Annotated in this window: 16 protein-coding genes and 1 pseudogene; 16 read left to right on the forward strand and 1 reads right to left on the reverse strand. The window is 62.9% G+C overall.

Features of this window, described 5'->3' with window-relative positions; genetic code table 11:
* Nucleotides 1-14 precede the first annotated feature (14 nt).
* The 16 genes from CCK88_RS13595 to CCK88_RS13670 all read left to right on the forward strand — a co-directional run bounded on the left by CCK88_RS13595 (nt 15) and on the right by CCK88_RS13670 (nt 22,873).
* Complete coding sequence (locus CCK88_RS13595) at nt 15-1,616, forward strand: ABC transporter substrate-binding protein (RefSeq protein ID WP_086471141.1); 1,602 nt, start codon at nt 15-17, stop codon at nt 1,614-1,616.
* A 5-nt stretch (nt 1,617-1,621) separates the two neighbouring features.
* The gene (locus CCK88_RS13600; protein ID WP_086471142.1) at nt 1,622-2,653 is read left to right on the forward strand and encodes an ABC transporter ATP-binding protein; all 1,032 of its coding nucleotides are present in this window, start codon (nt 1,622-1,624) and stop codon (nt 2,651-2,653) included.
* Entirely contained in the window at nt 2,646-3,617 is a 972-nt protein-coding gene (locus CCK88_RS13605; protein WP_086471143.1) for an ABC transporter ATP-binding protein, read from the forward strand. The genes CCK88_RS13600 and CCK88_RS13605 overlap by 8 nt, the downstream gene beginning before the upstream one ends.
* A 20-nt stretch (nt 3,618-3,637) precedes the next feature.
* Nucleotides 3,638-4,486 carry an alpha/beta fold hydrolase gene (locus tag CCK88_RS13610; RefSeq protein WP_086471144.1) on the forward strand — a complete coding sequence of 283 codons (849 nt, stop codon included), beginning with the start codon at nt 3,638-3,640 and terminating at the stop codon, nt 4,484-4,486.
* Between the two features lie 23 nt (nt 4,487-4,509).
* The gene (locus CCK88_RS13615) at nt 4,510-6,177 is read left to right on the forward strand and encodes an acetate--CoA ligase (RefSeq protein WP_244557538.1); all 1,668 of its coding nucleotides are present in this window, start codon (nt 4,510-4,512) and stop codon (nt 6,175-6,177) included.
* Between the two features lie 8 nt (nt 6,178-6,185).
* Nucleotides 6,186-8,099 carry a CocE/NonD family hydrolase gene (locus CCK88_RS13620; RefSeq protein WP_086471145.1) on the forward strand — a complete coding sequence of 638 codons (1,914 nt, stop codon included), beginning with the start codon at nt 6,186-6,188 and terminating at the stop codon, nt 8,097-8,099.
* A 3-nt stretch (nt 8,100-8,102) separates the two neighbouring features.
* Nucleotides 8,103-9,506, forward strand: coding sequence for an amidohydrolase (locus CCK88_RS13625; protein ID WP_086471146.1), 1,404 nt, complete (start codon nt 8,103-8,105; stop codon nt 9,504-9,506).
* Nucleotides 9,507-9,872: 366 nt separating this feature from the next.
* The gene (locus tag CCK88_RS13630) at nt 9,873-11,801 is read left to right on the forward strand and encodes an ABC transporter substrate-binding protein (protein WP_086471147.1); all 1,929 of its coding nucleotides are present in this window, start codon (nt 9,873-9,875) and stop codon (nt 11,799-11,801) included.
* Nucleotides 11,802-11,882: 81 nt separating this feature from the next.
* Nucleotides 11,883-13,991: an alpha-amylase family protein gene (locus tag CCK88_RS13635; RefSeq protein WP_086471148.1), complete on the forward strand. Its 2,109-nt coding sequence runs from the start codon at nt 11,883-11,885 to the stop codon at nt 13,989-13,991.
* A gap of 21 nt (nt 13,992-14,012) precedes the next feature.
* Nucleotides 14,013-14,999, forward strand: a complete 987-nt coding sequence (locus CCK88_RS13640; RefSeq protein WP_086471149.1) for an ABC transporter permease — start codon at nt 14,013-14,015, stop codon at nt 14,997-14,999.
* A complete protein-coding gene (locus CCK88_RS13645; protein WP_086471150.1) occupies nt 14,999-16,177 on the forward strand; it encodes an ABC transporter permease in 1,179 nt (392 codons plus the stop codon). Before CCK88_RS13640 ends, CCK88_RS13645 begins: the two co-directional genes overlap by 1 nt.
* 4 nt (nt 16,178-16,181) lie before the next feature.
* Nucleotides 16,182-17,921 carry an ABC transporter ATP-binding protein gene (locus CCK88_RS13650; protein WP_086471151.1) on the forward strand — a complete coding sequence of 580 codons (1,740 nt, stop codon included), beginning with the start codon at nt 16,182-16,184 and terminating at the stop codon, nt 17,919-17,921.
* 16 nt (nt 17,922-17,937) lie between these two features.
* The gene (hyi, locus tag CCK88_RS13655; protein ID WP_086471152.1) at nt 17,938-18,723 is read left to right on the forward strand and encodes a hydroxypyruvate isomerase; all 786 of its coding nucleotides are present in this window, start codon (nt 17,938-17,940) and stop codon (nt 18,721-18,723) included.
* A 3-nt stretch (nt 18,724-18,726) separates the two neighbouring features.
* Nucleotides 18,727-19,605: a 2-hydroxy-3-oxopropionate reductase gene (locus tag CCK88_RS13660; RefSeq protein WP_086471153.1), complete on the forward strand. Its 879-nt coding sequence runs from the start codon at nt 18,727-18,729 to the stop codon at nt 19,603-19,605.
* Between the two features lie 75 nt (nt 19,606-19,680).
* A complete protein-coding gene (locus CCK88_RS13665) occupies nt 19,681-21,792 on the forward strand; it encodes a beta-galactosidase (RefSeq protein WP_086471970.1) in 2,112 nt (703 codons plus the stop codon).
* 76 nt (nt 21,793-21,868) lie between these two features.
* Nucleotides 21,869-22,873 carry a LacI family DNA-binding transcriptional regulator gene (locus CCK88_RS13670; RefSeq protein WP_086471154.1) on the forward strand — a complete coding sequence of 335 codons (1,005 nt, stop codon included), beginning with the start codon at nt 21,869-21,871 and terminating at the stop codon, nt 22,871-22,873.
* A 571-nt stretch (nt 22,874-23,444) separates the two neighbouring features.
* On the opposite strand, the pseudogene CCK88_RS13675 reads toward CCK88_RS13670, so the two are convergent.
* A pseudogene (locus CCK88_RS13675) lies at nt 23,445-24,904 on the reverse strand (NAD-dependent succinate-semialdehyde dehydrogenase).
* Nucleotides 24,905-24,909 lie beyond the last annotated feature (5 nt).

Consider the following 24,909-nt stretch of genomic DNA (forward strand, 5'->3'; position numbering starts at 1 on the left):
GGGAACGCACTGAAATGTTAAAAGGACTACTCGCCCGCTACGCATTCGTCACCGCACTTCCTGTGCTTGCCCTCGCGGCGGCGATGGTCGTGGCGCCCGCCGCGATCGCTCAGGACAAGCACGGTGGCAAGGTCGTCATCAATGTCCATGCCGATGCGCCGAACTTCGATCCGCTGGCCAGCACCGAGTTTGCCGTGCATTCGCGCCTCGGCCTGGCCATGAACCGGCTCGTCGAATGGCAGACCGGGGACGATATCGGCTACGGCCAGTTCGTCGCCAAGCCAGGCCTCGCCGAAAGCTGGGAAATCTCAGAGGACGGCCTGACCTACACGTTCAAGATCCGGGACGCCGTCTGGCAGGACGTGGCCCCGGTATCGGGTCGCGCCGTCACATCGGCGGATGTCGTGGCGACCTATGAGGCCATCCTCGCGGGTGGCGTTCAGAAGGGACTGCTGTCGGCCGTCGATACGATCACCGCTCCGGACGACAAGACCGTGGTGATCACGCTCAAGCGCCGCAATGTGGTGCTGCTGCAGAACCTTGCGCACCAGAACATGTGGATCCTGCCCACCGAAGCCTTCGATGGCGGGTACGACCGCAACACGACGGTCATCGGTACCGGGCCGTGGATCCTGACCGCCGATGAAGTGGGTGTCGCCACCCGCTATGTCCGCAACGAAAGCTATTTCGGCAAGGATGAGAACGGCGAGCAGCTGCCCTATCTCGACGAGGTCGAGATCTTGCCGATCAAGGACCTCAATGCCCGCATCATGGCCTTCCGCTCCGGCCAGGTCGACATCTGGTTCGGACCGCTGAACATGACGCAGATGGAAGGCCTCAAGCAGGCTTTGCCAGACATGCAGGATGTGCAGACCACGGCCAATACGCAGAGCGAGCTCTACCTCAATCCCAGCTTCGAGCCCTTTGCGAGCCTCGAAGTGCGCCAGGCGATGAACCTTGCTCTTGACCGGCTGGGCTTGGGCGAAGTGGTGCGCGGCGGCGGCGGCATCGGCGGTGTAGTAGGCCCTGCGCTCAACACCCAGACCCTGCCGGAAGAAGAACGCATCGCCCTCTACGGCACGCCGGATCATGAGAAAGCCAAGGCACTGCTCGCGGATGCCGGCTATCCCGATGGGTTCACCTTCGAATTCACCGTTCTCAACTACGGCGAGGAATTCGTCCGCGAGGCGGAGTGGATCCAGCAGGATCTGGCGGAGATCGGCGTTACGGCTGAAATAAAGATGGTCGATACCGTCGCCGGCCAGGCGCTTGGCAAGGAAGGCGACTTCCAGGCCATGTTCCTGATGATGAGCCCGTTTGCGGAAGCGGACGAATATTTCACCAGTCATTACCTGCCCGGCGCCGTGCGCAACTATACTGGCATCGACGATCCGGCCCTGACGGCAATGATCGAAGAGCAGCAGGGCATCATGGACGTGGCCGAGCGCCAGGAGAAAATCTGGGAAATCCAGCGCTACGTCTACGAGAACATCCAGAATCCTCTCCCGATCTGGGCCGCGGTCCTGCTGCACCCGGCACAGGCCGATATCCGCGGCTGGCACCCGATGATCACGCAGGGTTTCCCGAGCCTGCCTGAAGTCTGGGTCGAGGACTGAGCCCGATGACCGCCCCGTCCCCCAACGGCGCGTCCGTGACAACCACTTCGAGCGCAACCCGTCCCGTTGCGCTTGCGGTGGAGGGCATGGCGGTCACCTATAGCGGCATCCTCGAAGTCTGCTCGGATGTCACCATCGACGTCCGACGCGGCGAGGCCCTGGCCTTGATCGGGGAATCTGGATCAGGCAAGTCCGTCACGGTCCTGGCCGTGACGGGCCTGCTTGGACGCGGCGGCGCCATCGTGCGCGGCAGCGTCAAGCTCGACGGCGAGGAAATCTCGCAACTCTCCGAACGCGAACGCCGCGGCCGCAAGCTGCTCGGCAAGCGGATCGGCATGATTTTCCAAAACCCCTCGCGGGCACTGGACCCGGTGTTCACAATCGGTCAACAGCTCAATGAGGCGCTGCGGCTGACAGGCCTTTCGGGCAAGGCCGAATTGCGCGCCAAGGGTACCGAGTGGCTGCGCCATGTCGGCCTGCCCGATCCCGAAGAGGCGCTGGACCGCTATCCGCACCAGTTGTCGGGCGGCCAGAGGCAGAGGGCGATGATCGCCATCGCGCTGGCCTCCGAGCCCGAACTGCTCATCGCGGACGAACCCACGACCGCCCTCGACGTCACCATCCAGGCGCAGGTGCTCAATCTCATCCGCCGGTTGCAGCGCGAACTCAATCTGGCGCTGGTCCTTGTCACCCATGATTTCGGTGTCGTTGCTGCGATGGCCGACCGGGTCGCCGTCATGTATGGCGGACAGGTCGTCGAGACGGGCACCGTAGATGAGATCATCCGGCGCCCGCGTCACCCTTACACGCAGGCTCTGCTCGCCAGCATTCCCACCGGGCATGCCGGCGCGCGTATCGAAGCGCTCGCAGGCTCGGTACCCCATGCCGCATCCATGCCCTCGGGCTGCCGCTTTCACCCCCGCTGCCCATCCGCCATACCGACCTGCCAGACCCGGGAGCCGATACTCGAGCCGAACCGCGAGGGACGCGTGATGCGCTGCCTGCGCGCAGACGAACTGGGGCACCAGAATGGCTGAAGCACAAACCCTCTTTTCGCTCGACGACGTCAGCGTGCGTTATCCGATCCGACGCGGCTTCTTCCAGCGCGTCGTTGGCCATGTCGGCGCAGTGGATGGCGTAAGTTTCGATCTGAGGCGCGGTGAAACCCTGGCGCTCGTGGGCGAATCCGGCTGCGGCAAGAGTACGCTCGGCCGTGCCATCCTCCGCCTCGAAGAGGTCGCCGCCGGCACGATCACCACGGCCGGAAAACAGCTCGTCAGCCGCAAGGAACTGGCCCGCAAGGCCCAGGTCGTCTTTCAGGACCCCCTGGGGTCGCTGGATCCGCGCTGGACCATCGGCAATCTCATTGGCGAGGGGATAGACGTCCACCGCACCGCGACCGGTGCCGCGCGCGATGCAAAGGTGCGCGAACTTCTTGGCCAGGTTGAGCTGCCCAGCAGTGCCTTTCACAAATTTCCGCACCAGCTCTCCGGAGGCCAGCAACAGCGCGTCGCGATTGCCCGCGCACTGGCCATGCGGCCGGAGCTGATTGTGCTAGACGAAGCAACGTCGGCACTGGACGTCTCGGTTCAGGCGCAGATCCTGAACCTGCTCAAGGATCTGCAGGCGGAATATAGCCTCACCTACCTGTTCATCTCGCATGACCTCACAGTCGTCGGCCAGTTCGCGGACCGGGTTGCTGTCATGTATCTGGGCCGGATCATGGAGATGGGCGATGCCGCAGAGGTGCTTGCCGCGCCGCGCCATCCCTACACCAGGGCGCTGCTGGCCTCCTCGCTCAAGGTCGATCCGGACATGCGCATCGATCGCGTACCGCTTCTGACCGGCGATGTGCCCAGCCCCAGAAATCCGCCAAGCGGCTGCCGCTTCCGCAGCCGGTGTCCCCTGGCCCAGCCTGCCTGCGCTGACCTTCGCCATCACATGATCACCGCCGCCAATGGCCGACAGGCTGCGGCCTGCATCGCCAACGGCGATCTTTAATCCTGTTACCGAGACCCATCATGACCAAGATCGACCCAAACTGGACGTCCCACATCGCCGACCTCGATGGCGTCAAGATCCGTTACCTCGACAATGGCGGCACCGGTCCGGTGCTGGTCTGCCTTCACGGCACATCGATGACAGCCCACGCGTGGGGGCATCTGGCCGCTAGCCTGCGCGACGGATATCGCGTCATTGCCGTCGACATGCGCGGCCACGGCGCGTCCGATCGTCCCAACAGCACGTACACGATCAAGGAACTTGCCGGCGACATCGCCAAGCTCGCAGAAAAGCTCGACCTCACGGATATCACGCTCGTGGGTAGTTCGGTCGGCAATCAGGTTGCCGTTTCCTTCGCCGCGGCTCATCCGGAACGTATCGCCGGGCTGATCCTGTCCGATCCAAGTTTCTTTGTGGCGGATGGCGAAATCGTCAAATACCTGCGCTCGCACCACACCCGCCGCCGCAACTATCCGGCGCTGGCCGATGCGGAAGCCTTTGCGCGGGCGCTGCCGCAACGCTCCGGCCTCAGCGACGAGATGCACCGTCTGGCCAACCAGGGCGATTTCCGCGAAGAGGCGGATGGAAGCTGGAGCTGGGCATACGACCTTCCCGCCATCACCAAGCTTTTCCTCAATCTTTCGACCGATCAGTCCGCCGACATCGCCGCCATCAAGGCACCCGTCCTGGTGCTCAACGCCGATCGATCCAACGTCCTGAGCGCCAATCAGGCAGACGAACTCGCGAACAAGTTCGGCAATGCCACGCTGGAAACGGTCAAGAACAGCAACCACACCATCTGGGGTGATCAGCCCGATTATCTTGCAGCGCGGGCACGCAGTTTTCTCAAGGACCTCCCTGGCGCCTGACAATAGCTTGGGGGACATCCGAGATGGATAGATACGAACGCCTGCGCGCCCAATACCGGGCCGACACACCACGGACCTTCAACTTTGGCACCGATGTCGTCGACGCCTGGGCAACCAACACCGAGCGGAACGCCGCGTCGCCGGCGCTGATCTGGTGCAATGCCGCGGGGGCAGAGCATCGCTACAGCTTTGCCGATATTGCCGACCTCACCGACCGGCTCGCTGCGGCCCTCCGACGCCGCGGTGTCGGCGCAGGCGATCGGGTCATGGTCATGCTGCCCCGCATCCCCGCCTGGCAGATTGCCATGGTGGCCGTGCTCAAGCTTGGCGCGATCGCCATTCCTTGCGTCACCATGCTGACGCCCAAGGACATCAGTTATCGTCTTGCCAATTCGGGCGCAAAGACCGTCATCACCACCAGTCTCGAGGTCGAAAAATTTGCAGGCGCGCCGGATGACGCATTGCGGATCGCTGTCGATCCCAGCGTCGCCGCGGGAACGGCCGCTACGGCGGCAACACCCCATGGGTGGCTGTCGTTCGCGGATCTGATTGCCGAGGACAAGGCGAGCTTCACCGCTGCCACGGTGCAGGCCGAAGACCCGGCGTTGATCTTCTATACGTCAGGCTCTACCGGCCTGCCCAAGGGTGTCACACACGCCTCGCGCGCGCTTCATGCCTGGGCAGGCTCGGCGGAATACTGGCTCGACCTCGACCAGGACGACGTGATGTTTTGTACTGCCGACACTGGCTGGTCTAAGGCAGGGACGTCGATCCTGTTCGGCCCCTGGGGCAGGGGATCAACCGTCCTCTTCTATGATGGTCCCTTCGATGCGGGTTACCGCATCGACCTTATCGCCAGGCATGGCGTGACTGTTTATTGCGCGGCGGCAACCGAGCTGCGGCGCCTCGTGGCGCTCGATCTGACGGGCAAGGATCTGTCGAAGCTTCGCATCACGGTTTCGGCGGGCGAGTCGCTCAATCCGCCGGTGCTGGCAGCATGGAGCGCCATGACGGCGCGCCCCGTTCTCGAAGCCTATGGACTGACCGAGACGCTGATGCTGGTCGCGAATTATCGCGACACCGAAGTGCGACCAGGCGCAATGGGCCGCCCCCTGCCCGGCGTCGAACTCGATATCATCACCGCAGCGGGCGGACGCGCCGCCCCGGGCGAAACGGGCCAACTCGCCCTCCGCCTTCCCAGCCCAAACATCATGCTCGGCTATTGGCAGGACGATGCGCGCACAGCCGCGACGCGCACACGTATCGATGGCGTCGAGTATTTTCTCACCGGTGACAATGCCCGCGCAGATGCCGACGGCTACCTCTATTATGAAGGCCGCGCCGACGACGTGATCAACTCGGCGGGCTATCGTATCGGCCCGCAGGAGGTCGAGAACGCCCTCATCGAACACCCGATGGTGCGGGAGGCCGCCGCCGTACCGAGCCCCGACGAGGAGCGCGGCGAAGTGGTGAAGGCCTTTATCGTCCTCCATGACGGCTTTGAAGGCAGCCCTGCCCTTGCCAAGGAATTGCAGGACTTCGTCAAGCGGATGACGGCGCCCTACAAATATCCACGCCGCATCGAATTCATCGACGAACTGCCGAAAAACGCCGTCGGCAAGATCCAGCGGCGCGACCTGCGCCTGCGCGAATTTGCCGGCAACCCGCCAGCCACCAACACCCGAGCCTGAGGACGACAATGACCGAGACAAGCCATTCCGCCGCGCCCTACGATGTCGTGATCGCCCGCTCGGTCAAGTGCGTGGCGCGAGACGGGGTCAAGCTGTCGCTCGACATCTACCGCCCTGCAAAGGACGGCGAGGCTCTTCCCGGACCGTTCCCGGCCGTCATCACACGGTCGCCCTATGACACCCGCTCGGGCAAGGGTCCCTCGGGGCAGGCCGGCAACGGAGAATACTTCGCAAAGCGCGGCTATCTCTATGTGGTTCAGGACAGCCGCGGGCGCTTCGGGTCCGAAGGCGACTTCGTGCTGCTCGACGAGAAGGAAGGCGAAGACGGCTACGACGTGATCGAGTGGCTCGCCGCCCAGCCCTATTGCAATGGCATGATCGGGACGCAGGGATCGTCGCTGCGCGCCTGGAACCAGACGGCAACGGCGATCTTCCGCCCGCCACACCTCAAGGCGATGTGGGTCAACCAATCCGGGTCGAACGGCTTCATGCATGCCGTGCGCCATCACGGCACGCTCGAACTGCGCTGGCTGGCATGGCTTCTCACCAATGCCATTCACTCGCAGGAGGCACATGCCGATCCTGCATTGCAGACGACCTTGGTGCGCAATGCCGAAAACATGTTCGACTGGTTCAAACGCCTACCCTGGAGCGAGGGCAACAGCCCGCTTTCGCCGCTGCCCAAATGGGAAAAGCGCGCCCTCGACTTCTATCGCAATGGCGATTTCAGCGACTTCTGGGTGAACCCGACGCTCAATCCGGAAGCCTATCGTGGCGAGACCGCAGACATTCCCACCATGTATGCCGGGGCCTGGTACGACACCTATCCTCGCGCGACCATCAAGAATTATTCCGATCTGTCGACAAGGCTATCGCACCAGTATCTGCTGATGGCCGGCGGCGTTCATGGCGGACCCAATTTCGACAATCCGCTCGTGGGCAATGTCGACATGGGCAAGGGCGCGCCGATCAAGGGCAATATCCACAAGGACCGGCACGAAATCATGCTGGCCTTCTTTGATCGCTTCCTGCGCGGCGATGACAAGGCCTGGCAGGACCAGCCCCCTGTCCGCTATTTCCACATGGGTGGCGACGGCTCCCGTAGTCCGGCTGGCCGGCTGGTGCATGGCGGAAGCTGGAAGACGGCCGATCAATGGCCACCCCGCGGCAGCACTCCCCAGACCTGGAACCTGCACAGGGGCGGCGGACTTTCGCCGCAGCCTCCGGCGGCCCATGCCCCCACCAGCTATGTGTTCGACCCCGCCAGGCCGATGCCGACCGTGGCGTCCAACGTCTCGTCGATGACGCAGAACCTGCCGCCCTTCCCCCGCATGATGCGCACTGGCGATCCCATTTCGCTGCGCGAGAGCATCGTGCTGCAGGGCGCTAGCGATCAGGTAACGCATGCGGGCGTCCATGGGGCGGAAGCGCCCTTCGGCGATCTTGCGGACAGACCCGACGCGCTGTCGTTCACCTCCGATAGCCTCGATCGGGATCTGGATGTCACCGGCGCGCCCGAGGTCGAAATCTTCCTTTCCTCCGATGCGCCCGATACCGATATCTTCGTGCAACTGCAGGACGTCTATCCGGCGAGCGAGACCTGGCCGGACGGCTATCGGATGAACCTGACCGAAAGCATTTTTCGCGTGCGCTATCGCGACGGTTTCGACCGGCCGACGATGATGAAGCCGGGGGAAGTGGTGCGCGTGCGGTTCGAGCTCTATCCCATTTCAAACCGTTTCCAGGCCGGCCACCGCGTGCGGTTGCTGGTGTCGTCGGCTTCCTTCCCGCGCTTCGACGTCAATCCCAATACCGGCGAGCCGATCGGCCGGCATACGCAGATGCGGGTAGCCGTGAACGCAATTCATCACGACCCGGTCCATGCGTCGCGTTTGATCCTGCCCGTCATGGAAGGCAACTAGGCCATGGATCGCGCGCTGTTCGACCTGCTGAGCGGAGAAATCGAACGCCTGTCGCCGCATTTCACCGCGCTTGCCGACGACATATGGGCGACGCCGGAGCTATGCTTTGAGGAGCATCGTTCATCTGCAGCGCAGATAGCGGCATTGGAACAGTTTGGCTTCCAGGTCACGCGCAACGTTGCCGGCCTGGAAACGGCCTTTTTCGCGGATTGGGCGCCGAGCAAGGATTCGGGTGCAGAAACGCCGCTGATCGCGTTTCTGGGAGAATTCGATGCACTCCCCGGCCTCAGCCAGGTTGCCGGCATTGCCGAGGAGCGCCCCGTCACGGCCGGCGGCAACGGTCACGGCTGCGGCCACAACCTGTTGGGAAGCGGCTCCATGCTGGCGGCGGTTGCGCTGGCCAAGGTGCTCGACGCCCACAAGATCGGCGCGAGACTGCGTTACTACGGATGCCCGGCCGAGGAAGGCGGCTGGGGCAAGGCCATCATGGCGCGTGCCGGTGTATTCGATGGCGTGGATATCGCCATCGGATGGCATCCCGGCGCGTTCAACGGCGTGCGAGCCCGCTCCACTTTGGCGATCGCAAACCGTTCCTACCGCTTTCGGGGCAAGGCCGCGCACGCCGCCATGGCGCCGCATCTGGGCCGGAGCGCCCTGGATGCGCTGGAGCTGATGAATATCGGCACCAACTTCCTTCGCGAGCACATGCCGCAGGACGCACGAGTGCACTACGCCATAACCGATGCCGGCGGCATCGCCCCGGGCGTCGTCCAGGCGCAGGCCGAAGTGCTCTACATGATCCGCGCGCCCGAGCGTGACGAGCTGGGCGATCTGGTCGTCCGGGTGGACGACATCGCCCGCGGCGCGGCGCTGATGACCGGTACCGAGGTGGACATCGTCGATCAGGGCGGCGCGGCCAACGTCATCCCCAATGCCCCGCTTTGTGCCGCGATGCATGATGTCATGTGCGATCTGGGCCGGCTGGAGTTCACCGACGACGAGCGCGATTTCGCCGAAAGGATCCGCGCCACCCTGCCCGGTCTTGCGGCAAGCGACCGCCGCGATGCCCTCCAGTCCGACGTGCTGCTCGGCGAGAACGATGACAGGACCCCACTTCACGAGGGCCTGCGTGCCTATGACGGGCGCATGGCCCAGGGCGCCGGATCGACCGATGTCGGCGACGTGAGCTGGGTTGTCCCTGTGGTTGAATGCGCTACGGCAACCTGGGCGGCGGGAACGCCCAGCCACAGCTGGCAGGTGGTGGCCCAGGGCAAGTCCAGCGCGGCGCACCGCGCCATGGCTAGGGCCGCGGCGACCATGGCCGGCGTCGGCATCAAGGTCATTTTGAATTCCGACCTTCGGCATGCAGCGCGAAACGATCTCGACAGGCGGCGCGCAGGGCGCTGAGGACCTGACTACTGCCGCGGGCCGGAGCCTTTTCCGCACGTCCGATTGGAGATGCACCATCAGGTCGTCAAACATGTCCTGACCGATTTCGTCGATCAGCGCCTGCTGCCGCTACCGGTCTATCTGCGTGGGCGCCGGGCCAGAGGTTAGCGCGCTGCCTTCCTGCAGAAACCGGCTCAGGAGCGCAGCCAACTTCTGGCGGCCCTTTGTCCCGGACCGAGAGCGGCTCACCGATGGACGCCGCGGCATCGCGCCGACAACGCCACTCGAAAACAATTCAACATAACACTTTACCTAACGAATGCACAGAGCATAGCCTGCTGTTAGCTAAAAGATCGAAATGACGTTAGCTAGAGGAGGGATCACATGCATCGCATTAGCCGTAGAGCATTTATCGCCGGCTCCGCTGCCCTGTCGGGAGCCATCATGTTCTCGGGCACCGCCCGCGGACAGGGTGTAGCCGAGTCAGCATTTCTTGAATCCGAGGTCAGTTCCGGCGCCCTGCCGCCCGTTGCAGAGCGGCTCCCCGTCAATCCGCTGGTGATCACGCCACTGGAGCGCGCCGGCCAGCAGGGTGGCGACTGGAACCATGCCCTGGTCGGCGGCGGATCGCTGTCGATGCTGGTCCGCTACCAGGGATACGAGCCGCTGGTGCGCTTCAATCCGGAATGGACCGGGCTCGTCGAAAACGTCGCCGAGAGCTACGAGGTCAGCGAAGACTCAACCGAGTACACCATCAAGCTGCGCGCCGGCCACAAGTGGTCCGACGGACACCCCTTCACCACCGAAGACATCCAGTTCTGGTATGATGCCTACTTCACCGACGAAGAGACCAACCTCGGCGAACAGGCGTTCTGGATCGTGGACGGCCAGAAGGCTGACCTGGAAGTCATCGACGAGACCACTTTCAAGGTCCGTTTCGCAGGTCCCAATGGCTTCTTCCTTCAGCAGCTGGCCTGGGCCCAGCAGGATCAGCTGACGCGCTGCCCCAAGCACTATCTCGAGCAGTTTCACATCCGATACAACCCTGAAGCCGATGCCCTGGCGCAGTCTGCCGGGCTCGAAAGCTGGATCGCCCTGTTCCAGCGCGAAGTGGGTTTTCAGGACGACAACACGTTCTTCCAGAACGCCAACCGTCCAACCCTCAATGCCTGGTACTTCACCGAGGCTCCGGGCCAGAACACCGAACTGTCGGTCGCCACCCGCAATCCTTACTACTTCAAGGTTGATACCGAAGGCACGCAACTCCCCTATTTCGACCGCATCGTCTACCAGATGGTGGCCGATCCTGAGGTGTTGTTGCTCAAGACCTTGCAGGGCGAGATCGACATTATCGACCAATACATCGCGACGCCTGCCAACCGTCCGACCCTGTTCGACGGCCAGGAAACCGGCAACTATCAGTTCTATACGCTGCGCGAGACGGCGGCGAACGTCATGGCGTTCCAGCTCAATCTCAACCATCTCGACGAGACCAAGCGCAACCTGTTCAACACCATCGAATTCCGCCATGCCATGTCGCTGGCGGTGGACCGGCAGGCGCTGATCGATGCGGTCTTCATCGGTCAGGGCACCCCGGCCCAGCCGTCCATCGTCGAAACCGACGCGCTCTACAATGAGCAGTTGGCCAAGCAATTTACCGAATACGATCCGGCGCGCGCCAACGAGATGCTGGACGCGATCATTCCGGATCGCGATGGCGAAAATTATCGCCTGGACGCAGAAGGCCGCCGGGTGTCGATCATCTTCGAGATCGACCAGACCCGCACGACCTTCCTCGACATGTTCGAACTCGCCATCCCCATGTTCCAGCAGGTGGGCCTCGATGTGCAGATGCGCACCATGGACCGCTCGCTCTGGGAGGAACGCGTTCGACGCGGGCGCGAATATGATGCCACGGCGCACCAGTTCGGTGCCAATTCCGGCATCGCCGCCATGCTCGACGCCCGCTTCTACGTGCCCACCAACAGCAACTGCTTCTATGCGCCCGGCTGGTCGCTCTACTTCACCCAGCCGGACAATGAAGCGGCCGTCGAGCCACCCGAGGCGGTGAAGGCACAGCAGGATCTTTATCGTGAACTCAATGGCACCGGCGACCCCGCCGCCCAGAACGAGATCATGGCGCAGATCCTGCAGAACGCGGCAGACCTGTTCTTCACCTTCGGGGTGAGCTGGCCCGCCGACGGCTACGGCATCGTCAAGAACGATGTCGTCAACCTCATGGACATCATGCCGAACTCCTTCGGTTGGCCGACGCCTGGCCCGGCCCGTCCGGAGCAGTTCTTCAAGGCCTGACGGTCTTTCGAACTCCTGAGTCTCCCAAGATGCCGGCCCACGGGCCGGTGTCCCCCCGAACTCGTACCTTGAAGGTCCACAATGCTCGACGCCGCCCCCTCATCCGCCGCACGCCTGCGTACCCCCGACTGGTACCGCTCCGCCACGCGCTGGACCCAGCTCACCCTGGCCGAGGATGATCCGGTCAAGTTCGACCCGCAGCAGTGGATCGGCATCTTCAAGCAGACCCAGTCCAACGCGACCTGCATCAGCGCGGGCGGCTACGTGGCCTATTATCCGAGCAAGGTGCCACTGCACTATGTCAGCAAGTTCATCGGCGACAGCGATCCTTTCAGGGCGCTGGTCGATGGCGCGCGCAGCCTCGATATGCATGTGATGGCGCGCGTCGATCCGCACGCCATTCACCAGGACGCGGCCGATGCTCACCCAGAATGGGTCATGGTCGATCGCGATGGCAACCGGATGCGCCATTGGGCCTATCCTGATGTGTGGGTCACCTGCGCCTATTCGGACTACAACTTCAAGTTCATGCCCGAGGTCCTGCGCGAGATTACGCGCGATTATGACATCGACGCGATCTTCGCCAATCGCTGGCAGGGGCACGGCGTGTGCTACTGCGATGCCTGCCGCACAGACTTCAAGACCGCGTCCGGCCATGACCTGCCTCTGACCAACAGCCTCGACAATCCCGCGTGGCTCGCCTGGGGCGCCTGGCGCCGGACCAAGCTCAGCCGGCTGGTGGTCGAGTGGGACCAGGTCATGAAGGCGATCAAGCCGCATACCAGCTTCATTCCGAACATGGGTTCGGTCTCGCTGATGGAATTCGATCTCGAGATGATCGAGAAATACTGCCCCTTCCTCTGCGTGGACGACCAGGGCCGTCACGGAACCGAGCCGGTTTGGAAAAGCGGGCGCAACGGCAAGCGCATGCGCGCCACCTTCGAAGATCGCCCCGCCATCCTCATCACCTCGATCGGCCCGGAAGAGGCCTATCGCTGGAAGGACGCCGTGACCACCGGGGCCGAAATTCGCGCCTGGATGGATAGCGGAACCACGCAGGGTCTGCTGCCCTGGTTCACCAAGTTCAACGGCGTCGTGCCCGACACCCGCTGGATCGAGCCGGTTGCCGAAAGCTTTGACCTGCATGCGCGGCTGGAATCCGCGCTGGCCGCCACGCAGCCGGTCGCCGAAATTGCTATCCTTGATCCCACGACGACGCTGCGCCATCACGACCACGTCTCGCGCCGTGTCGCCGAAGCCCATGACATGGGTTTTTACCACGCCCTGGTCGAGGCCCGGCTGCCGTTCGAGATGCTGTCGGATGCCGTGATGACGCCGGAGCGGATGGACCGCTTCAAGGTGCTGATCCTCGCCAACTCCACCTGTCTTTCGACCGAGCAGGCCGAGGCGCTCGCGGCCTATGTCGCGCGCGGTGGCTCGCTGGTCGTCGCCCATGAAACAGGTTTCCGCACCCCGGACAATCAGCCGCGTGAAACGCCGGTGCTTGCCGACCTTCTGGGATATCGCCTCACCCGCGCAGTGCGCGGTCCGGTCAAGAATACCTATGTCGCGCTCAACGGCGACCATCCGATCAACCAAGGCTTTGATGGCGCAGAGCGCATCATGGGCGGCACGCACCTGCTCGGTGTGGAAGCGGTCGGGGAGAGCGAACAGCCGTTCCTCTTCGTCCCCGATTTCCCCGACCTACCCATGGAAGAAGTCTACCCCCGCGATGCGCCGCGGGACGCGGCGATGATCGCGCGCCAGCATGCCGGCGGCGGGCGCACGGTCTATATCCCGTGGAATATCGGCGCGATCTTCTGGGAAGTATTCGCCGGCGACCATGCCCGCCTGGTGTCCAACAGCGTCCACTGGGCGCTCGGCAAGCGGCCCGACGTCGAAGTCGAGGGGCGCGCCGTGCTCGACCTCTCGGTTCGCGAAGGCGATGGCACGACAGTCGTCCTGATCAACAACATCACCAATCCGATGATGATGAAGGGACCGATCCGCGAGGTCTATCCGGTTGGTCCGCTGACGCTGTCGCTGGCTACGCCCAACGGGCGGCAGCTGCGCGCGGTCGAACGCCTGAGCACCGGAGACGATCTGGAATTCTCGTTTGTCGACGGGCGCGTGCGTGTCACCATCGCCGAGCTCGAAACGCTGGACGCCATCCAGTTCCATTGGAGCTAAGCGGGTCAGGGAGGCATCGGCATGCTCAACTATGTGATCAGACGCATCTTCTACATGATCCCGACGCTCTTCGGACTGTCGATGATCGCCTTCATGATCATCCAGTTGCCGCCTGGCGACTACGTCACCTCGCTCATCGCTTCGATGCAGGACTCCGGAGCCAATGTCGATCCGCGCCAGGTTGAGCGCCTGCGCGAGGTCTATGGCTTCAACGATCCCATCTATGTCCAGTATTTCAAGTGGATCAGCGGCATCCTCCTGCGGGGCGATTTCGGTTACTCCTTCGAGTGGAACCGCCCGGTCGCCGACCTGATCTGGGAGCGCATGGGTTCGACCCTTGCGATCTCCATCGCCTCGCTTCTGTTTGTCTGGGCGGTGGCCCTGCCCATCGGCATCTATTCGGCGATGCGTCGTCACTCCGTGGGCGACTACGTCTTCACCTTTATCGGCTTCATCGGGCTGGCGGTCCCCAACTTCATCCTGGCGCTGACGCTGATGTATGTGAGCTACCGCTTCTTCGGCCAAAGCGTTGGGGGGCTTTATTCGCCCGAATATATCGACGCACCCTGGAGCTGGGGCAAGTTCGTCGATCTCCTCAGCCATCTCTGGATCCCGATCATCGTCATTGGCACCTCGGGCACGGCGGCCATGATCCGCATCCTGCGCGCGACGCTGACCGACGAATTGCACAAGCCCTATGTCATCACCGCCAAGGCCAAGGGCCTGCCCGAATACAAGGTCGTGGTGAAATATCCGGTGCGTATCGCGCTCAATCCCTTTGTGTCGGCGATTGGCTGGGTGCTGCCCGATCTCGTTTCAGGCGTCACTATCACCGCCATTGTCCTCAACCTGCCCACTGCAGGGCCGCTCCTGCTGCGGGCGCTGATCAGCCAGGACATGTATCTTGCCGGCAGCTTCATCCTTCTCATGGGCGTGCTGACCCTGATCGGCATGCTCATCTCCGACCTACTGCTCGCCCTTCTCGATCCCCGAATCCGGTTCACGTGATGACAGTGCACACCTTCATCGACGAAAAGCCCGAAACCGGGCCCGCCATCACCTCGCTCAAGCCGGAAGGCCGCAGCAGCGGTGACACCGGTTCAGCCGGCCAGTGGCAGCTCATCTGGCAGAAATTCTCGCGCAACAAGGTGGCGTTGTTTGCCGGTTGGGTCATCCTGTTCTTCTTTTTCATCGGCATCTTCGCCGAGTTCCTCGCGCCCGCTGTGCCCGAAGCGTCGCGGCCGCAGTTCACCAATGCGCCACCCCAGCAGCTGGGCCTGTTCGTCACCGATGACGATGGCTCCACCCGCTTCCAGCTTCACGTCACCGGCTATGCCATGGAGGTCGACCCGGCCTCGCTGCGGCGAACCTATGTTCCCGATCCGGAACAACACGTGCCCGTCGGACTTTTCGTCCGCGGCGCCCCCTACAAGATGTGGAACCTGTTCAACGCCGACCTGCACCTGCTCGGGCCGCTCAACCCAGGCGACACGATGTATCTCCTCGGCACCGACCGGCTCGGCCGTGATCTGCTGTCGCGGTTGATCTATGGGACACGCATTTCCATGTCGATCGGCGTCGTCGGCGTCTGCATCAGCCTTCTTCTGGGTGTGGTGCTGGGAGCCATTTCAGGCTTTTACGGCGGCATCGTCGATACGCTGACCCAACGCCTGATCGAGGTCATTTCCTCGATGCCAACCATTCCGCTCTGGCTGGGTCTCGCCGCGGCGATCCCCCTCACCTGGTCTCCGCTGACGGTTTATTTCGTCATTACCCTCATTGTCTCACTATTCGGCTGGACGGGACTTGCCCGCGAAGTGCGCGGCCGGTTCTTTGCCCTCCGCGGCGAGGATTTTGTAACCGCGGCCAAGCTTGACGGATCGTCGGAACGTCGCGTGATCTTCCGGCACATCCTGCCCTCGCTCACGAGCCATATCCTCGCCGTGGTGACCCTGGCGCTGCCCACCATGATCGTGGCGGAAACGGCGCTCAGCTTCCTCGGCATCGGCCTCAAGGCGCCCATCGTCTCCTGGGGCGTGCTGCTGCAGGAAGCGCAGAACGTCCGCACCATTGCCAATGCACCATGGCAGTTGATCTGGCCGGCCGGCGCGGTGGTCTTGACGGTGCTTGCCTATAATTTCCTTGGCGACGGCATGCGCGACGCCGCTGACCCCTATGAAAGCTGATCCAATGCATGTGGCACAGGTTTCAGCCGCCCCCGACGCACCTCAGACCGACGCGGACGTGGTGCTGAGCGTCGACCATCTCAGCCTCGACTTCCGGCTGCGCAACGAAGTGCTGCATGCTGCACGCGACGTGAGCTTCAAGCTGCGCAGGGGCAAGACGCTCTGCCTTGTCGGCGAGAGCGGCTCGGGCAAGAGCGTCACTGCGCGAGCACTGATGCGCATCATCGATCGCAATGGCGCCATCGCCAATGGCAGCATCACCCTTTACGGCGATGGACAACCGATCGACATCGCCCAGCTCGACGAACGCAGCCGTGCGCTCCTAGCCATTCGCGGCGGCCGCATTGGCCTGATTTTCCAGGAGCCGATGAGTTCGCTGTCGCCGGTCCACACTATCGGCTCGCAGGTCATCGAGGCGGTGCGCCTTCATACCGATCTCGGCAAGGCCGAGGCACGAGCGCGGGCGATCGAACTGTTGCGGCAGGTAGAAATCCCTAACCCCGAGCAGATGATCGACCGGTATACGTTCGAATTCTCGGGCGGAATGCGCCAGCGCGCCATGATCGCCATGGCGCTCGCGGCGAACCCCGAAGTGCTGATTGCCGACGAACCGACCACTGCCCTCGACGTGACCACGCAGGCCGAAATCCTCGACCTGATCAAGCGCCTTCAAGTCAGCCGCGGCATGGCCATGCTGCTCATTACACACGACATGGGCGTGGTCGCGGAAGTGGCTGACGAAGTGGCCGTGATGCACTTTGGCCGCATCGTTGAAAGCGGTCCGGTGGACGAAATCTTCCACGATCCCAAGCACGACTATACGCGCCGGCTGCTCAATTCCACTGTCAAGCTCGAGCAGAACCGGCGCGCTGCGACGCGCACCGAAAACATGACCGATCGACCGGTGGTGCTCTCTGCGCGCAACATCACCAAGACATATGGCGCTGCCACCTCCTGGTTCGGCGGCAACAAGCATGCGCTGACGGCGGTCGACAATGTCAGCTTCGACCTCCACTCCGGCGAAAACCTCGGCATTGTCGGCGAGAGCGGCTCTGGCAAGACCACGCTCGGGCGCACGCTCTTGCGCATCGTCGAACCGACGTCGGGTCAGATCCTCTTTCATCCGGACAGCCCCGAGCAGTTGGACATAACCGCGCTGTCAAAGCGCCAGCTGCGCGGCTTCCACCGCCAGGTCCGGCTCATCTTTCAGGATCCGTTTGCCTCGCTCAATCCACGCATGACCGTGCGCGACATTGTGGGCGATCCCCTGGTGGTCGGCGGCCAGCGCAACAGCAAGGCGATCGAGGATCGTGTCTGCGAACTGCTGGAACTGGTTGGGCTCGATCCGACCATGCGCGAACGCTATCCCCATGCCTTTTCTGGCGGGCAGCGCCAGCGCATCGGCATCGCCCGTGCCCTCGCCCTTGACCCCAAGATCATCATCGCCGACGAGGCCACTGCCGCGCTCGACGTTTCGATCCGCGCCCAGATTCTCGATCTGCTGCTCGATGTACAAAAGCGGCTCGACCTGAGCTTCATCTTCATTTCGCACGACATCTCGGTGGTCCGCTATTTCTGCGACCGCGTCGCCGTGATGCATCGCGGCAAACTGGTGGAACTGGGTCCAGCCGAGCAGATCTGCACGGCCCCACAGGAGGCCTATACCAAAAGCCTCATTTCGGCGGTGCCCAATCCCGACCCGCGCAACAAGCGCATGTTGCACCGCACCCGATTTACCGCCTGACCGAAGGACGCCCCTCGTGCCGAAATTTGCTGCCAATCTATCGTTTCTTTATCCGGAAGTGCCTCTGATCGAGCGCATCGGCAAGGCAGCGGCCGACGGCTTCGACGCCGTCGAATATGTCTCGCCCTATGAAATCGAGGCGAATGTGATCGCCGATGCACTGTCCACGTCCGGCGTCGAACAGGCGCTGTTCAATCTGCCCGCAGGCGATTGGGCTGCCGGAGAGCGTGGCATCGGCTGCCTGCCGAACCGCGTGGAAGAGTTTCGGCGCGGCGTCGACACGGCAATCGCCTATGCCAAGGCTCTCCACTGTCCGACGGTTAATTGCCTTGCCGGTCTTGCGCCCGCCGGGGCGGATGCCGCCGAACTCGACCGGACGCTGGCTGCAAACCTTGCCTATGCGGCGCCCCGGCTTGCCGATGCCGGCATCGCGCTGGTGTTCGAGCCGATCAACCGCCGAGACATGCCGACCTACCACGTATCGACCACGGATCACGCCGAGCGTGTCATGGCCATGGCAGGCGTCGACAACCTCAAGATCCAATACGACTTCTATCACATGCAGATATCGCAGGGGGACCTGGTCCCCACTTTCGAGCGCCTCTTCGATCGCATCGGCCATGTGCAGGTGGCTGACAATCCGGGCCGCAACGAGCCGGGCACTGGCGAAATCAACTACGGCTTCATCTTCGCCGAACTCGACCGGCTCGGCTACGCCGGCTGGGTGGGCTGTGAATATAAGCCCAAGACCACAACCACTGCGGGGCTTGGCTGGATGGCCCCCTATCGCGCGAGGGCCTGAGCCATGAAGATTGGATTTATCGGACTGGGCGTCATGGGCCGCCCGATGGCCGGACACCTGATCGCTGGTGGCCATGAGTTGTTCATCCATCGTGTAAAGCCGGTTTCCCAGCATCTCGTCGATGCAGGAGCCAAGCCGGTGGATAACGCCCGCCAAGCCGCCGCCGCTGCCGATGTTGTCATTCTCATGGTGCCGGACACGCCTGATGTCGAAGCGGTCCTGTTCGGCCCGGACGGGGTCGCTGAAGGCGTGCGGGCCGGTACGCTCGTCATCGACATGAGTTCGATTTCCCCGGTCGCCACCAAAGGCTTTGCGGCGCGGCTGGCCGAGCGGGGCGTCGACTATCTCGATGCGCCGGTTTCCGGCGGCGAAGTCGGCGCCCGAAATGCGGCTCTCACCATCATGGTGGGTGGAACAGAAGCCAATTTCGATCGCGCGCTGCCGCTCTTTGAACTGATGGGCAAAAACATCACCCGCATCGGCGAAGTCGGGGACGGCCAGACGGCCAAGGTCGCCAACCAGATCATCGTCGGCCTTACCATCGAGGCCGTAGCCGAAGCCATGCTGTTCGCAAAGAAGGCCGGCGCCGATCCCGCGAAAATCCGAGAGGCGTTGATGGGTGGATTTGCCTCTTCCCGTATCCTGGAACTGCACGGGGATCGCATGATCAAGCGCACATTCGATCCCGGCTTCCGCATCCGCCTCCATCGCAAGGATCTGGCGCTGGCGCTCGATGCCGCAAAAGGCCTCGACGTCGCGCTGCCCAATACTGCTGCCACGGCCCAATTGATGAATGCGGCCCTGGCGCTGGGCGATGGCGATAAGGACCACTCCGCTCTGATCCGAACACTCGAAACCATGGCCGGCGTCCGCGCCGACTAGCCAAAATCCAACCCCGACGTGACCATGGTCGCGCCTAGGCGCGGCCTCGCGCCCTGCTGCCTGGAGATCACCACCATGCCACTCGACAAGCTGCCGCAGACCCCGTTCGGGGCCGTGTACTTCCGCAAATCCAATCCCCCGCGCGAGGACTGGGAGCGGGACTACGGCGTGGCTTCGGAGGATGGTCTCAACGTTTTCCGCCACTGGTTCATGTGGTCGGCCATCGAGCGGCGGCCGGGCGTATATGACTGGGACGACTACGACCGCCAGATGGACCTTGCGGCCAAGCATAACATGAAGACAGTTATCGCCGAACTGACGCACACCGTGCCCGACTGGGCCTGGCGCAAGTTCGCCCACGCGCGCCAGATCCGCGCCGATGGCCGGGAGCTTGAACCGGTGATGGGCGTAAGCGCGGCCGTCGGTGGTTTTGCCCACAATGGCGGCGGCGCCGGCTCGCTCACCATGAACTGCCCTGAGGTCAAAGAGGCTGCCGGCGCCTTCCTTACCGCGCTCGCGACCCGCTACAAGGGTCACCCCGGCCTCCTCGGCTATGATGTCTGGAACGAGGTCAACTACGCGGCCGATGTCGATTATTCGGAATGGATGCAGGCTGACTTCCGCCGCTGGCTGCAGGCGAAATATGGCGATCTCGATACCCTCGCCGAAGCCTGGTACCGCTATTCCTACGCCGAGTGGGACGACATCCAGGCGCCGCGGGAAGTTGCCGCCTATCCGCAGAACCTCGACTGGCTCGAATTCAAGCGTGACAACTACTATGGCCAGATGCAGTGGCGCATCGACACCATCCGTGCCGTCGACCCGGACTGCATGATCGCCGCGCACGGCGTCGGCGGCGCCATCCCCAACATGGCCTCGAACGGCTCCGACGACTGGCTGGCAGCGTCCAAGGTCGAGCTCTATGGCCTCACCTGGGTGCCGGGCCGCCGCGGCTTCAAGCCGTGGCAGAATTTCTTTGGCCCCGATCTCACCCGCGCCGCTGCGCGTGGCAAGAAATGGTGGCATGCGGAGCGTCCCGGCGGCCCGCTCTGGATGCAACCGCAGGTGCTGGGCCGCGACAAGGAAGACGCCCGCGTCATGTCGCCCGAGGACATTCGTCTGCTCACCATGACCTCCTTCGCGGCTGGTGCGGTAGGTGTCCTCAACCTGCGCTATCGTCCCCTGCTCGACGGCCCCTTGTTTGGCGCCTTCGGTTCCTACGGCATGGACGGCAGCCGCACGCCGCGCTCGGACATGGCGAGCGACCTCGCCAAATGGGCCAATGCAACCGGGCAGCAGCGGCTGTTCGCCGCTCGCCCGGTCAAGGGTGACATCGGTATCCTGGTCATTCCCGAAGCGCAGGCCTGGGATTACCTCCTCAATCACAAGCATTGCCCTGAAACCTACCGGCAGGCCATGTGGGGTGCCTATCGCGGCTTCTTCGACAATGGCATTCAGGCCGACTGGGTGCATATCGACGATATCGCCGGTTATGACACCCTTTACGCGCCTTACCCCATCGCCATGACGAGCCAGACTGCGGCCGCGCTGCGGCACTGGGTTGAACGGGGAGGCACGCTCATTTCCGAGGCGACGCCGGGCTATTTCGGTGACCGTGGCAAGGTCGGCACCGTCCAGCCCAATCACGGGCTCGATGCCGTCTTCGGCGTCCGCGAGGACGAGGTCGAGTTCATGCCCGACATCGGCGATCGCATCAGCTTCGACTTCGGCGGACAAACGGTCCGCGGCGGCGGCTTTCTGCAGTCCTATTCACTTCAGGGCGGCTTGGCCCTCGGCGCCTTCGCGGACGGCAGGACTGCCGTGGTCGAACATGACTTCGGCCAAGGGCGCACGCTGCTGGTCGGCACCAACCCTGGCATCGGCTATTTTACGCGGAGTGAAGCTGGCAACCTCGCCTTCTTTGCCGGCGTGCTGGACTGGACAGGCCGCAAGCCGAGGATATCCCTTTCCGACAATCGCCTGCAGGCGCGCATGCACCAGGATGGCGAGCGTCAAGTCGTGTGGATACTCAATCCGACTGAGGAGAGTGCAACCGTTTCCGTTACCGTCGACGGCAAACCTCTCACCGCCGGCTATATCTACTGGCCGGGAAACGCTGCCCTCGAAAACGGCAGGCTCACCGTAGGACCACGCGACGTCCTCATCGTCGAAAGAGAGCAACCATAACGGACCGCAGGCGCAACGTTAGGTTGTGTTATCCTGGCGCAGGCACTATCAGCAGCCAGCTGACGAGGGACCGCAATTGGCGCGCATCACACTTGCCACCATCGCTGAAAAAACCGGGCTGTCGAAATTTGCCGTATCGCGGGCATTGTCGGGAAAAAGCGGGGTGAGCGAAGAGACGCGGCGCCTGGTCCAGACAGTGGCTGCCGAGCTCGGCTATCTGCGGCCGGTGCAGGACAGCACACCCAACGTGCTCGGCATCGTCTTCCACGACACCGATCTCGTGAACTCGGAACTTCAGGTGCTCGTGCAGTCAGGGTTCCAGTCCGAGGCGGTCCGACGCGGCTACCAGGCGCGCATGATCTGGACACACCTGCCCGACGAGGTCGAGGCCTTCGCCCGCACCTGTGCGGGTGTCTCCATGGTTGGTCCGCATCTCAAGGAGAGCAAGTACCGCGTCAAAGAGCTCGGCATTCCACTCTCGCTGAGTGGCTGGATCGACCCGCTCGAGCGGTTCGACATGGTGCATGGGACAGACCATGAGTCAGGCGCGGCCGTTGCGGAATATCTCATCGGCCTCGGGCACCGCCGTATCGCCTATGTTCAGGGCTCCAGCCATTACCGTGGCCGCATCGAGCGATTTTACGGACTACGGGAAGTCGTGGAGAAGCATCCCGAGGTCGAGCTGCGCCAGCTCACCTTTGACTCTGAAAAGATGTTTATCGGGCGCTTTCGGGAACTACTGGACGACGGCTTCAACCCGACGGCATTTTTCTGTGCCCATGACGGGCTGGCTTTGACCGCCATGTCCGAACTCATGGGCATGGGCTATAAGATCCCTCAGGACGCCACAGTTATCGGCTTCGGCGATTTCTCTGCTGCAACCCAGATTACCCCCAATCTCACAACGGTGAAGACCCAGGGCCAAGAAATCGGCGCGGGCCTCGCGCGGATACTCGATGACCGCATTCACGAACGCCTCAATCCGAGCGTGCCCGTGCGCCTCATGCTTTGTGGTCACCTCATCGAGCGCCAATCGTCCGGCCCCGCCCCGGCGCGCGGGAATGCGGCGACGGCCCCGTAGCAGCAAGACAGCACAGAGCACCGCTGAAGCGTGGCACCCAAATCTGGCTCTGTGTCACCCAGGCGCATTCCAGAAACGCCGCAGCATGCCTGGGATGCCTCGATGCAGTGGAAAATTGGCGCGCTGGTCAGAATAAAACTGCGAACACCTATGCCATTGAAATTATGAGGTAAAATCTGCGCCAGCAGTCATAAGGCCGCGCGATGGTCTCTGGGAAGGGAGGTGCTGGCGGATCTGGCGGAGAAAGAGGGACTCTCCGGGACTTCATGTGCTAGCGAGCTTTCAGGGTAGTAGGCTCAAAAACTAATGTGTATTAGGCACATCTCAATTTCAAGAGTGTGTCTTGAGCCCAAGGACAAGTGGCGCATCTAAGCGCCTAAATGGCAGACATGGGAGGCTGTTGACAGCCCGCTTTTGGCAGCAAGATTAAAAAGCGGACGTTTGATAGCGGACCTCCACTAGCTTGGTGCACCGAGGGCCTTTGGGTAAAGCAAACACCGACCGCGTAACGCGGTCGGTGAGCATTCAGAGGTCGTTGGGAGAATGGACGCCTCTGAAATACTGAGGCTACTTACCTGGAGGCATCATCGAGCCCGCCCACGCAGGCATATTTGAGCTCTGTGAATTCAAGGATACCGTGCGACGAGCCCTCGCCTGAATTACCGCTTTCCTTGATGCCGCCGAACGGTGCCAGTTCGGTCGACATGACGCCAGTATTGATCCCCACCATGCCGTATTCGAGCTGCTCCATGACCTTGAAAATGCGGGCGACATTGGTGGAGAAGAAATAGGCGGCGAGCCCAGTTTCCGTATCGTTGGCCGCAGCGATGACATCATCATCACTGTTAAAACGGAACACCGGCGCCAGAGGACCGAACGTTTCCTCCCTAGCTACAGCCATCTCCGCGGTCGCCCCGACGATCACCGTCGGCTCGAAAAAGGTTCGCCCTTTGGCGTGGCGGCGTCCGCCGACGACAATCCGCGCCCCCCTGTCCAGGGCATCGGCGATATGGGCCTCCACCTTGGCGACGGCCTCCTGGTTGATCAGGGGCCCCTGCTGGATGCCATCCTCGAAACCATCGCCGACCCGCAGCTCGGCGACGCGACCGGCCAGCTTCTCGACGAACGCATCGTGTATGCCCGACTGGGCATAAATCCGGTTCGTACAGACGCAGGTCTGGCCCATGTTGCGGAACTTGGAAGCGATCGCACCCTCGACGGCTGCGTCGATATCGGCATCGTCGAACACGATAAAGGGCGCATTGCCACCGAGTTCGAGCGCGACTTTCTTCACCGTCGACGAAGCCTGCCGCATCAGGATCTTGCCGACTTCGGTTGACCCGGTGAAGCCGACCATTCTGACTTTGGGATGGCTCGTCAACACGCCACCGATGGCGATGGCGTCGCCCGTAATCACGTTGATAGTCCCCGGCGGAAAACCCGCCCGTCGGGCGAGCTCGGCCAGGGCCAGTGCCGTGAGCGGGGTTTCCGGCGCTGGCTTGACCACCACGGTGCAGCCGGCCGCCAGTGCCGGCGCGACCTTACGCGTGATCATCGCGGCTGGAAAATTCCAGGGGGTGATGGCGGCGACGACGCCGATCGGCTGGCGCAGCACCATGATGCGTGCATCGGCGCGATGGGACGGCAGCAGCTCTCCGGCCACTCTTTTGGCCTCTTCCGCATAGAATTCGATGTAGGCCGCCGCATAGTCGATTTCGCCCAGCGCCTCGGCGATCGGCTTACCCTGTTCGCTGGTCAGGATCCTCGCCAAGTCCTGTCGATTGGGTATGATGAGGTCGAACCATTTGCGCAAGATGGCGGCCCGATCCTTGACGGTGCGACGCGACCAGCCCGCAAAGGCATGTGCGGCCGCTTCCACGGCCTCAGTCGCAAGGCTGGCGCCGCCATTCGGCACGGACCCGATTACCGTGCCCGTGGCTGGGTATGGATGGTCAGTTCACCCTTACCGGAAAAGCTGCCAGCGACATAGACCTGCGATTTGAGCAGGGCCGAATCTTTAAGTTCACGCATCTTGG

This window comes from Devosia lucknowensis (assembly GCF_900177655.1).
GTDB lineage: Bacteria > Pseudomonadota > Alphaproteobacteria > Rhizobiales > Devosiaceae > Devosia > Devosia lucknowensis.